9 protein-coding genes are annotated in these 11435 nt (G+C 69.2%); 3 read left to right on the top strand and 6 right to left on the bottom strand.

What is annotated here, in order from left to right:
• Both VNO22_05445 and VNO22_05440 read right to left on the bottom strand, forming a co-directional pair.
• On the bottom strand, positions 1-3024 hold a 3024-nt coding region (locus VNO22_05445), incomplete at its 3' end, for a vitamin B12-dependent ribonucleotide reductase (GenBank protein ID HXG60793.1).
• Positions 3025-3386: 362 nt separating this feature from the next.
• Positions 3387-3770, bottom strand: coding sequence for a response regulator (locus VNO22_05440; protein ID HXG60792.1), 384 nt, complete (start codon positions 3768-3770; stop codon positions 3387-3389).
• A gap of 85 nt (positions 3771-3855) precedes the next feature.
• Here VNO22_05440 and VNO22_05435 point away from each other — a divergent pair, with 85 nt between their 5' ends.
• Both VNO22_05435 and VNO22_05430 read left to right on the top strand, forming a co-directional pair.
• Entirely contained in the window at positions 3856-4704 is an 849-nt protein-coding gene (locus tag VNO22_05435; protein HXG60791.1) for a GNAT family N-acetyltransferase, read from the top strand.
• A 74-nt stretch (positions 4705-4778) separates the two neighbouring features.
• Entirely contained in the window at positions 4779-6131 is a 1353-nt protein-coding gene (locus tag VNO22_05430) for a Gfo/Idh/MocA family oxidoreductase (protein ID HXG60790.1), read from the top strand.
• On the opposite strand, the gene VNO22_05425 is transcribed toward VNO22_05430, so the two are convergent.
• The 4 genes from VNO22_05425 to VNO22_05410 all read right to left on the bottom strand — a co-directional run bounded on the left by VNO22_05425 (position 6128) and on the right by VNO22_05410 (position 10289).
• Positions 6128-6943, bottom strand: coding sequence for a 50S ribosomal protein L11 methyltransferase (locus VNO22_05425; protein ID HXG60789.1), 816 nt, complete (start codon positions 6941-6943; stop codon positions 6128-6130). The two genes, VNO22_05430 and VNO22_05425, sit on opposite strands and share 4 nt — an antisense overlap.
• A 58-nt stretch (positions 6944-7001) precedes the next feature.
• Positions 7002-7592 (bottom strand): YHS domain-containing protein, encoded by a 591-nt coding sequence (locus tag VNO22_05420; GenBank protein HXG60788.1) that lies wholly within the window; start codon positions 7590-7592, stop codon positions 7002-7004.
• A gap of 182 nt (positions 7593-7774) precedes the next feature.
• On the bottom strand, positions 7775-9154 hold the full coding sequence (locus VNO22_05415; protein ID HXG60787.1) for a porin: 1380 nt from the start codon (positions 9152-9154) through the stop codon (positions 7775-7777).
• A 37-nt stretch (positions 9155-9191) separates the two neighbouring features.
• Positions 9192-10289, bottom strand: a complete 1098-nt coding sequence (locus VNO22_05410; GenBank protein HXG60786.1) for a transglutaminase domain-containing protein — start codon at positions 10287-10289, stop codon at positions 9192-9194.
• A gap of 137 nt (positions 10290-10426) precedes the next feature.
• On the opposite strand from VNO22_05410, the gene VNO22_05405 reads away from it, so the two are divergent.
• Positions 10427-11435 (top strand): GTP-binding protein (locus VNO22_05405; protein ID HXG60785.1); only part of this gene is annotated, 1009 nt, incomplete at its 3' end.

Raw genomic sequence — 11435 nt, 5'->3', positions numbered from 1 at the left:
GGCGGCCACGGGCCGCACGCGCGTCTCGCCCTCCGCGGGCTTGACCTGGGCGAACTCCGAGGTGCCCAGGTACTCGAGGGCCAGGACCCGGAAGATGTAGTCGATGACCGACGTGCACATCTTGATGTTCGGATGGTCCACCGGCCCCTGCGGCTCAAAGCGCGTGAAGGTGAAAAGATCCACGAAGTCCTTCAGGGGCACGCCGTACTGAAGGCCGATCGACACCGCCATCGCGAAGCAGTTCATCATGGACCGGAAGGCCGCGCCCTCCTTGGCCAGGTCCACGAAGATCTCGCCGAGGGAGCCGTCCTCGTACTCGCCGGTGCGCAGATACACCTTCTGGCCGGCGATGCGCGCCTCGAGGGTGAAGCCCTGGCGCTTCTTCGGCAGCCGGTAGCGCTTGAGGCTCTGGCTGGCGGCGGTGGGGCTGACGGGCTGGGCCACCGTGGCCGGGAGAAGCTGTCCCTGGACGAGCTCGCCCGCGGCCGCCTCGGCCTTCTTTTCCTTCTTGTCGGCGGTCTTGGTCGACAGCGGCTGGGAGGCCTTGCACCCGTCGCGGTAGAGGGCCACGGCCTTGAGGCCCAGCTTCCAGGACTGAAGGTACGCCTCCTTGATGTCCTCGACGGTGGTGTCGGAGGGCATGTTGATCGTCTTGGAGATCGCGCCCGAGATGAACGGCTGCACGGCGCCCATCATCTTGATGTGGCCCATCCAGTGGATGAAGCGCGTACCGTGCTTGCCGCACTTGTTGGCGCAATCGAAGATCGCCAGGTGTTCCTCCTTGAGATGCGGCGCCCCCTCCACGGTCATCCGGCCGCAGAGAATGTCGTTGGACTGCTCGATCTCCGCCTCCGTGAAGCCCAGCTTGCGGAGCACGTCGTCCTCGGGCTTGAGCCCCAGGCGGCGGTAGCACTCCTCGCCCAGGACGAACGGATTGAAGGCGTGCGCCAGCTCGAAGACCTTCGGGAGCTGCGCCTCCACGCGGGCGATCTCCTCCGCCGCGAGTCCCCTCTCCGCCAGGGCCCGGTCGTTGACGGGGGCCGCGCTCTTGAGGGTGTTGGTGCCCATGACGTACCGGACGATGTCCCGCGCCTGCTCCTCCGTGTACCCCAGGCGGCGGAGGGCCTCCGGGACGGACTCGTTGACGATCTTGAAGTAGCCGCCGCCGGCGAGCTTCTTGAACTTGACGAGGGCGAAGTCGGGCTCGACGCCGGTCGTGTCGCAGTCCATGAGGAGCCCGATCGTGCCCGTGGGGGCGAGCACGGTGGCCTGGGCGTTTCGGAAGCCCCAGACTTCGCCGAGGGCGACGGCGTCGTCCCAGTCCTCGCGGGCGGCTTTGAGGAGGTTCTGGGGGCAGTCCTCGGGCCGGATGCGGTAGGCCGCGTCCCGGTGCATGCGCATGACCTTGAGGAAGGGCTCGCGGTTCTTCTCGTATCCGGGGAAGGGGCCCTTGACGCGGGCGATCTCCGCGCTCTGCCGGTAGGCGCGGCCGCAGAGGATGGCGGTGAGCGCCGCGGCGATCCCGCGGCCCCGGTCGCTGTCGTAGGGGATCCCGAGGAGCATCAGGAGGGTTCCCAGGTTCGCATACCCGAGCCCGAGCGGCCGGTAGTCGTGGGAGTTCTGGGCGATCGCCCGGTTGGGGTAGCTGGCGAAATCGACGATGATCTCCTGGGCCGTGGTGAAGACCTCCACGGCGTGGCGGTACCGCGCCACGTCGAACATTCCCTCGGGCGTGAGGAACTTGGTGAGGTTCAGGCTGGCGAGGTTGCAGGCCGAATCGTCGAGGAACATGTACTCGGAACAGGGATTGGACGCGTAGATGCGGTCCGTGTTCGGGCAGGTGTGCCAGGCGTTGATGGTCGTATCGAACTGGACGCCGGGGTCGGCGCAGGTCCAGGCGGCCTGGGCGATCTTGTCCCAGAGGTAGCGCGCCTTGTACGTGCGGGCGGGCCGCCCGTCGGTGCGCCACCGGGTGACCCACTCGCCGTCCTCGAGAACCGCCTTCATGAAGTCGTCCGTCACGCGGACGGAGTTGTTGGAGTTCTGGCCGCTGACGGTGTGGTACGCCTCGCCGTTGAAGTCCGCCGGAAGCCCTCCGTGCTCGATGAGCACGCGGGCTTTCTTCTCCTCGTTCATCTTCCAGTCGATGAACTTCTCGACGTCCGGATGGTCCATGTCGAGGCAGACCATCTTGGCGGCGCGGCGGGTGGTGCCGCCGGACTTGATGGCGCCGGCGGACTTGTCGTAGATCTCGAGGAAGCTCATCAGGCCGCTCGAGGTTCCGCCCGAGGAGAGCCGCTCCCCCTCCGCCCGGATCCGCGAGAAGTTCGTGCCCGTCCCGGAGCCGAACTTGAAGATGCGCATCTCGCGCTTGACGAGGTCGGCGATGTCCATGAGGTCGTCGCTGACGGACTGGATGAAGCAGGCCGAAAGCTGGGGCCGCGTGTAGGAATCCGGCGCCTCCTCGACCCGGCCGGTCTTCGGGTTCCAGTACCAGTTCCCGACGGGGCGCCCCGTGATCCCGTACTCCTGGGCCAGCCCGCAGTTGAACCAGACCGGCGAATTGAAGGCGCCGATCTGCGTGATGAGCATGTAGGTGAGCTCGGCCTCGAACGCGTCGGCGTCCTCGACGTCGGCGAAATACCCGCCGAGCTCCTCGCCCGCCCGCCGGAGCGTGCGCGCGATGCGCGTGACCGTCTGCCGGGCGCTCGTCTCGTGCCCCGTGCCGGGGACGCCCGCCTTGCGGAAGTACTTCGACGCGAGAATGTCGGTCGCCAGCTGCGACCAGGACTTCGGAACCTCGATGTCCTTGAGCTCGAAGACGGTGGACCCGTCGGGATTGGTGATCTTGCTCGCGCGCCGGTCCCACTCGAGGGTGCTGAACGGATCCACCCCCGGGGTCGTGTAGACCCGCCGGAACTTCAGGCCCCGCGCCCGGCGCGCCCGCTTGCGCGCCTCGATCCGCGCGGCGCCGCTTTCGAGCGCCGAAGAGGCGGACGACTTGCCGGCGAACAAATTCTCCATGCCACCACCCTCCTCTCACCCGCGACGGAAATGTTTACACTAAATAGAACAAAGGACCGGAACGGTCGGACGTTCGGATCGCGGAAAGGTCTCGGCGTCCTCTCTCCAGGCTCGCGTCCGGGCGGAAATCCCCCCTGTCCCTCGCGGTCGGAGCTCCCCGGGGCCCTCCCCGGGACGGCCACCCCTCCACTACCGGTACGACGTCTGGCGGGAGTATACCCCCAGCCCTTGGGGAGTGTCAAGGCCGCGGGCGCTTTCTCCGACAAAATTTTTAACGCGTTCCGGCCGGGTTTCGGACCGCGTAATGCGGATATCGAGATTCCGTAAAGTGATTTTTCGCGCGCCGGACCCGGCCGGGGGACTCAGCACGACAGCGGCCGCAGGAGCTCGGAGACGGCGCGGCGCAGATCCTCCAGCCGGAAGGGCTTTTCGAGCAGCCTCACGCGGCCGAGCGATCCGCAGATCCGCCGCACCTCGTCGGAAAGAAAGCTCGACATGACGATCGCCGGGACGTTCCCGCCGGCGGCGCGGAGGCTCCGCAGCACCTCCACCCCCGTCAGGCCCGGCATGACCACGTCGAGCACCGCCAGATCCACCGGCGGAGCCGCCCGAAGGCGGTCCAGCGCGTCCCGGCCGTTGGCGCGCACCTCCACGCGGTATCCCTCCAGGAGGAGCGCCTCGCGGACGAGACGCCCCGTCGCTTCGTCGTCGTCGGCCACCAGGGCGCGCTTCGGGGCGTGAGGCATCCGGGGATTCTAAACAAACGGAGGCGGTCCGGGAAGGCGAATTCGATGTTGAACGCTCCCCCGCTATAATGGACCCGGGCGTCGCATGCGACGGGAAGACTTCTTCGATCTCCGAATCGCGACCCTGGAGCCCGGGGAACCGGCCCCGCCGGACGCGGACCTGGCCCGCGTCGAAGACCCCCCGCCCGGAGAGGCCGCCCGCCGCGGCGAAGGATGGTTCTACAAGCCCTGCGCCGTCACCTACGTGCTCGAGACGCCCCCCTCCCTCGAGGATTACATCGCCCGCCGCTTCCGCGCCGGCACGCGCAACAAGCCCCGGAAACTCCTGCGCGAAGTCCCCCGGCGCTACCGCTTCGAGGTCCTCCCCGGCCTGGCCCGCCATGACGAGTTCGTGGAGCTCTACCGCCGCACGATCGCCGCCCGCCCCCGCGGGCGCGACCGACTGGCCGAGGCCGGACCGCTGGAGCCCCGCGAATGGCTGAGCTTCCGGCTCTACGACGGGCCCCGCCTCGCCGCCGCGCTCCTCGTCCACCGCATGCGCCGTCATCTGTCCGTGGGCTACGGCGCCTTCGACCCCGCCGACCGCGGGCTGGACCTCGAGCACTTCCTCATCATGCAGGTCCTCGAGCGCGCCGCCCGGGAAGGCGCCCCCTTCGTCTCCCTGGGCATGGACACCAACCGCTACGGCCACCACCTGCCGCTGGGGCTGCCGGCCTACAAGCTCCGTCTCGGCTTCGTCCCCTTGCCCTACGAACCCGCCGGCCGGGAGCTCCTGCGCGTCCAAAGCTTCGCCCCCTTCGACGAGGGGCTCTTCTTCTACGCCTACGAGGGCGACCGCCTGGCCGGCCACCTCTTCGTCCGCGGCGAACCGGACGTGCGCCCGCTCCTTCACCACAACGCCCCGCCCCTCCGGGTCCATCGCATCCCGGTTTGACGCGCCGATTCCCCGAAACGCCCCGGCCCGCGTACGTTATTGTAGGTACGGCCCCATTTATAGGAGAACCGCCCATGCCGTCTTCCTTTTCCCGCCGGAAGTTCCTGGCCTCCTCGGCCGCCGCGGCGGCCGCGCCCTGGATCGTCCCCGCTTCCGCCCTCGGCCGCGCCGGCCGCCCCGCCCCCAGCGAACGGGTCACGATGGGCATCATCGGCTGCGGCGGCATGGGCACCTCCAACATGGAACAGTTCATGGGACTGCCCGACGTCCAGGTCGTCGCCGTCTGCGACGTGGACCGCGAATACGCCCTCAGCAAAGGCGGCGCCAACAAGTTCGGCCGCGACGCCGCCAAGGCCCGCGTCGAGAAGCGTTACGCCGAAAAATCCCCGGGCGGCTCCTACAAGGGCTGCGACGCCTACAAGGACTTCCGCGAGCTCTGCGCGCGCAAGGACATCGACGCGGTCGTCGTGGCCACCCCCGACCACTGGCACGCGCGCTGCGCCGTCGAGGCCCTCCGCCACGGCAAGGACGTCTACGGCGAAAAGCCCATCACGCACACCTTCGCCGAAGGACGCATCCTCTGCGACGCCGTCAAGAAATACGACCGCATCTGGCAGACCGGAAGCCAGCAGCGCTCCGACCGCGAATTCATCCGCGCCGTCGAGATCGTCCGCAACGGCCTGATCGGCAAGATCCACACGGTCGAAGTGGGCCTGCCCACGGGCCACCAGAAGGCCTCCGGAGACCTCAAGGAGCAGGAGCCGCCCGAGTCCCTCGATTACGACTTCTGGTGCGGCCCGAGCGAGAAGCTCCCCTACGTCCCCGCCCGCCTGCACTGGAACTGGCGCTGGCACCTGAGCTACGGCGGCGGGCAGCTCATGGACTGGATCGGCCACCACAACGACATCGCGCACTGGGGTCTGGACATGGACCTGAGCGGCCCCGTCGAAGTGCAGGCGGTCGGGTTCCAGTACCCCGAGGACCGCCGCGTCTGGAACGCCGCCTGGGCGTACGAGGTCGTCTGCACGTACGCCAACGGCGTCCGGACGAGCATTTCCAACAAGCACCCCATGGGCTGCAAGTGGATCGGCGAGAACGGCTGGGTGCACGTCACCCGCGGCAAGGTCACCGCGAGCGATCCGAAGTGGCTCGAGAAGGACTTCGAGCCCGGACCGGTCAAGGTCTACCGCACGCCCGGCCACCGGCGGAACTTCATCGACGGCGTCAAGACCCGGAAGCCCTGCGTCTGCCCGGCGGAGGTCTCCCACCGCTCGATCACGCCCGGGCACCTGGGACTCGTCTCCGAAGCGCTGGGCGGACGCAAGCTCAAGTGGGACCCGGAGAAGGAAGTCGTGGTCGGCGATCCCGAGGCGGACAAGCTCCTCAAGAAGCTGGACTACCGGGCGCCCTGGAAGCTGGAGGCCTAGGCGCGCCGCTCCGCTTCGAACACGGCGGCGAGGAATTCGCCGCGGCCGTCGGGACGGTCCCAGTACCGGCAGAGCCCCCGCGCCCGGCGGCTCTCGAGATAGGGAAGAATCGGCGCGAAAGCCTCCCGCTCGAAGATCCGCCGCATGAAGGAGAGGACGCGCGGGCGGAAAAGCGCGTGGAGCCGCACGAGCGCCCCCGGGTGGGCCAGCGAGTGGACGAAGAAGAAGAGCCGCCCGCCGGGGGCCAGGCGCGCCGGCGCTCCTTCGAGGAAGGGCCCGAGGCACCGCAGGCCTTCCGGTCCCCCGTCCTGCCCGAGCGGCAGCGGCGCGCCGTCCACGGGCTTCTGCGGCAGGTCGGCCACGAGGACGTCCGCGGGGTCCGCCCACGGCGCCCCCTCGAAAAGGTCCGCCACCGCGGCCTCGACGGTCACCCCGTTGAGCGCGGCCGTCCGGCGCGCCAGCTCCACCGCCCGGGCATCCACGTCCGTCGCCCGGACCCGCGCCGCTCCCAGCCGCGCCGCCAGGGCCGAAAGCACCCCCGTTCCGCAGCCCACTTCCCAGACCGTGCGCCCCCGCAGCGCCTCCGCCCGCCGGGCGAGCGCCGCGCCCATAAACAGCGTCGCCTGATCCGACGTCAGGCCCCGCTCCGGATCGCGCTCCTCCCGGAGCCCCAGGCGGGCCGCCACGTCCCCGAGCGGCCGCGCCGGGTCGTACGTCTCGTGCTCCCGGGCGTCCGAGACGTCGAGCGCCAGGCCCCAGCTTTGCCGGAGCCACGTCCGCCAGTCGTCCCAGCTCCTATCCGCGGAAGGCATGAAAGAAAAAGCCGGGGTCGGGACGGGCCCGGCCCCGGCCGTGGAAGTTCCGGAAGGACTACTTGCCGCCGCCCGCTTCGATCTTCTTGAGGGCGTTCTCGATTTCCTTCTTGATCAAGACGGGGCTGCCGCCCGCCAGGCGCTTGAGCTCCTTGGGCTCCCCGTGCGCCGCGTCCACGAGCAGCAGCGTCGGCACGGAGGTGACCTTCCACTTCTTGGCGTCCTCCGAGTCCTTCTTGAAGTTCACCTTCACATACGCCACCTTCGAGAAGACGTCCGCCAGAAGCGGATCCGCCAGGATCTTCTTCTCGAAGAGATCCGACCTCTGGGAGTAATCGAGGAAGGCGAGGACCGCGAGCTTCCCGGCCTTGAGCGCCTCGTCGATGCTGCCGAGCGAGGCCGGGGGCTGCGGGCCCGCCAGCTCGGGGATGTTGGCGGCGAACTTCTCCGGGTTCGCGTCGAACTGCCCCTTGCAGTTGTTGCAGCAGAAGGCCACGGTCTTGCCCTTGTAGGTCGAGGTGATGTTGGGCTTGACCGCCTGGCCCTGCTTGACGGGGCAGGTGCTGTTGACCGCCTGGGAGCTCACGGCCGCCCAGGCCAGTCCCGCCGCGGCCACCACCGCCGCGGCCGCGCCGAAACTTCTCTTCATCCCGCTGCCTCCTTCCGCAAAGGTTCCTCGAAACGCCGCGCCGGGCGGCCCGCCCCGCCGTGCTCCCCGCGCGGCCCAACGCACATATCTAACGCCCCGCCCGCACCCCCCGTTTCCGCGTCCCCCTCAGGGCCGGAGGGCCCGCCGGCCGGACCGGCGGGCCCCGCCCTTCCCCGAAACGGTCAGAAATCGATCTGGAAGCGCGTCAGAACTCCGCTCAGCGAGTCCTCCTCGCGGCCGTTCTCGAACGCCAGGTCCTCGTCGTACATCTCATGGACGAAGTTGACCGACACGCGCACATACTTCACCGGCCACCAGTTGACGCCCACCGTCAGAACGTCCACCTCCTGGGCGTCGCCGGCCGCGCCGATGAGCCCGGCGTCCTCGGCGTTGTCCACCTCGACGTGGGCGAAGCGGACCGCGAGCTCCACGGCGCCGATTCCGCCGCCTTCGAGGAAGGCCTGCGCCGGCGTCACGCGCGTCTCGGGCGTCTTCTTCTCGCCGGTCAGAAGCCACGTGCCGTAGAGGTAGTAGCCCATGCTCTCGAGCGCGCTTTCCGGGTTCGGATCCTGAAGCTCGTCTTCGCGGAAGAAAAGCTCCCCGCGGACGCTGAAGGGCCCCGTGGCGTACGACGCGTTGATCACATACCGGCGGCGCGTCCCGTCGAACACGGGACCCGCCTGGCCGTCGAGCCACATCACGGAAAGCTCCGTCGTCACGAGGTCGAACCCGCCCGCGGCGAGATCGTCCGCCTCCCCGAAGGACGCGGCCGCGCCCAGGCGCAGGCCCTCCACCGGAAAGACGTAGAACCGCGCGGCCAGCTCCTTCTCGTCGTTGCCGTCGTTGACGTTGCGCCCCTGGTCGTTGAGGAGCGCGTTGCCGTTGCACGCCATCACTTCGTAGGCGAGCTTGTCCTCCAGAAGGCTCCCGTAGACCGCCAGGCCGATCTCCCGGCCGGGCAGAAGCCGGTTCATGACGGAACGCTCGACGAAATCGATGAAGCGCGTCGAGGTGACGTCCTCCTGGGACAGCGGCTCGAAAAACTGCCCCACACGGACGGAGAACTCCTTCCAGCGGTGCCAGGCCACGAAGGCGTCCCGCAGGGTGCCCGTGGCGCTCGAAATCGCGCCGGTCGTCTGGTTGTACGTCCCCGTCGGGATGTCGTACTGCACCTTGCCGGTGAACTCCTTGTACCACGTGAAGTTGGCCTCGATCCGCGCCTGGCGGATGAAGAAGGAGTTCGGGACCGTGCGAAGAGGAGCGGCGTCCTCGTCCGGCCGGTCGAGGACGTAACGGTAATGGGCCAGCATCCGGCCGTTGATGGAGCCCTTGAAGTTGCCGTCGTCGGTGCTGAAGACGAAGCCCTCGCCCGTGAGGCCTCCCTTCTTCTCGGGGGCGGCGGCCTGAGCCTGGGCCTGCTCGAGGCGGGCCACGCGCTCTTCAAGCGTCTCGGCCTTCGCGGCGGGCCTGCCCGTCCCGTCGGGCGGAACGGCCCGGGCGGCCTCCGACGAAGCGGCCTGAGTCAGGGCCATCCATACGGCCAGAAGCGTTGCTGGGGTCATCCCTCGATCCCTCCCATTCCCTGAATAAGGTCCCGAATCAATTCAAATCCCGGTACGACCAGGTCTTGTCCGTCTTGACGGGCTTGCCGTCGGCCTCGGCGTACGGATTGAGGAAGTAGTTGAGCGGCTCCCCCGCCTGCCGCGGCTCCAGAACGATGTCCCGGCCCGTCGAAAGGGTGACGCGGTTGGACGTGTGGTTGCCGAAGAAATAGTCGCGGCGCTCCGGGAAGCGGTCGGCTTCGGAGGCGTCGATCGGCACCCAGGTCTTCCCCGGCACGCGGAAGAACGCCCAGCAGTGATACCCGCCCGGCGGCTCGACCTTCCCCTTCTCGTAGGGGAGATAAAGCCCGATCTCGAACCCGCTGGCGATGCCGGCCGCCCGGCAGAGGGAATTAAAGAGCGCGTGGAAGTCCGTGCAGTTGCCCTTGCCCACCTCGCAGGCGTGCCGCGTGCTCCCGCGCCCCCACCCCGCGTGGTTCTTGTCGTAGGTCATCTTCTCGAGGACGTAGTCATAGATAGCTCGCGCCTTGGCCGCCGTCCAGGACTTCCCCTGCGTCAACCGCGCGGCGATCGAGCGGATCTCGTCGTCGATCGTCACCAGCCGGTCCTCCTTGCGGAAGACGGCGAACGAGCCTTCGGGATCCTTTCCGTCCTCCTGGAGCGCTTCGAGGTTCGTCCGGATCTCGAGCCGCGTACACTCGAATTTCATCGTGACGTCCGCCGCGGCGCCGGGGCTTTCGATCTCCCAGTACGCGATCTTGTTTCCGTACTTGGGCTCCCGCTCGATCTTGTCCGGCTTGCGCGAGAAGGAGAGATTGCGGATCGTCTGGACGGTCGAGTCCTCGGGCACGGGCAGCCACACGCGGAGCTTCTTCGTCCCCGCGGGGATCTCGGAAACCTTGCCGACGTATTCGATCGCGAACGTCCGGCTGTCCCCCGGCTGGAGGTACTCCCGGGCGGGAATCTGCTGCCGATCCGCCACGGACGCGCAGCAGGCGTCGTCCTTGGCCGCGACCTTTCCTTCGGCGCAGCAGGAGGAGGCGGCCGATCCCTTCATGGCCGCCGAGGAACCCGAGTCCGACGAGCAGGCCCCGAGGACCGCCGCCGAGCATGCCGCCCACACGAGATTTTTCATGGAAACGCTCCCCTGTGAAAACGCCGGTTCTTCCGCGGCCGGACCCCCGCCGGCCCGGGCCCGCGACCGTCTCCTTGCGGGACGGCGCGTCCATTATATAATACGATAGGCGAATTCAAAGAGTTTTATAGGCCCCCATGGCGAACCCTGCGCCCCCGTTCCGGCCGGCCGGCGTCGTGGCGGTGGCCGGCGCCTCCGGCCACGGCAAGTCCGAGCTCGTCCGCGAGCTGACCGGCGTGGACCCCGACCGGCTCCCGGAAGAGCGGCGGCTCGGACGCACGACCGACCTCGGCTTCGCCCCGGCCTTCCTGCCGGACGGCGCGGTCGTCGGCCTCATCGACCTTCCGGGCCACGAACGCTCGATCCGCACCGCGATCGCGGGAGCGTCCGTCGCCGACGCGGCGGTCCTCGTCGTGGCCGCGGACCGGGGTCCGGAAGCCGGAACCGCGGAGCATCGCCGGATCCTCGATCTTCTGGAAGTCCCGGTGGCCGCCGTCGTGCGCACCCGCGCCGGACCTCACGCGCCGGACGCGGCGCCCGTCGAGGGAGCCGCCGGCCTGCGCGCCGCGCTGGAGTCCTGGGCGGCCTCCCGGCCGGCCCCGCCGGAGGCGCCGGGACCGTTCCGCATGGCGCTGCTTCGAACCTTTCCCTCCCCGGACGGGCGCGGCGCGGTCGTCACGGGCGTCCCTCTTTCGGGCCGCGTGCGCCCGGGAGACGCGGTCGAAATCCTCCCTTCCGGAAAGCGCCTGCGCGTGGCGGCCGTGCACGCCTATCGGACGGAGGTCCCGGAGGCGCGGCCGGGCCACACGGCGGGGCTTCATCTGCCCGATCTCGAAAATCCCGGCGCGCTGGAACGCGGCTTCATCGCGGCCGCCCCCGGAACCCTGGGCCCCAGCACCGCTCTGGCCGCCCGCGTGCGGCTGGGCGCGGCGCTCCCGGCGGAACGGTCCGCCGACGCCGTCCCCGTGACGCTCCACCTGGGCCCGGCCGAGGTTTCCGCGCGGATGGTCGTCCTGGAGGACGTCCCGCTCGAACCCGGCCGCGCCGTCTGGGTCCAGTTCCGCCTCGACGAGCCCGTCTTCGCCGTCCCCGGGGACCGCGCGCTGGCGCGGTGGGGAAACGTCGTCCTGGCGGGCGGCCGGATCG

Source organism: Planctomycetota bacterium (genome assembly GCA_035574235.1).
Lineage (GTDB): Bacteria > Planctomycetota > MHYJ01 > MHYJ01 > JACPRB01 > DATLZA01.
The sequence above is the reverse complement of the archived record's forward strand: the minus strand, read 5'-3'. Positions and strand labels throughout refer to the sequence as shown.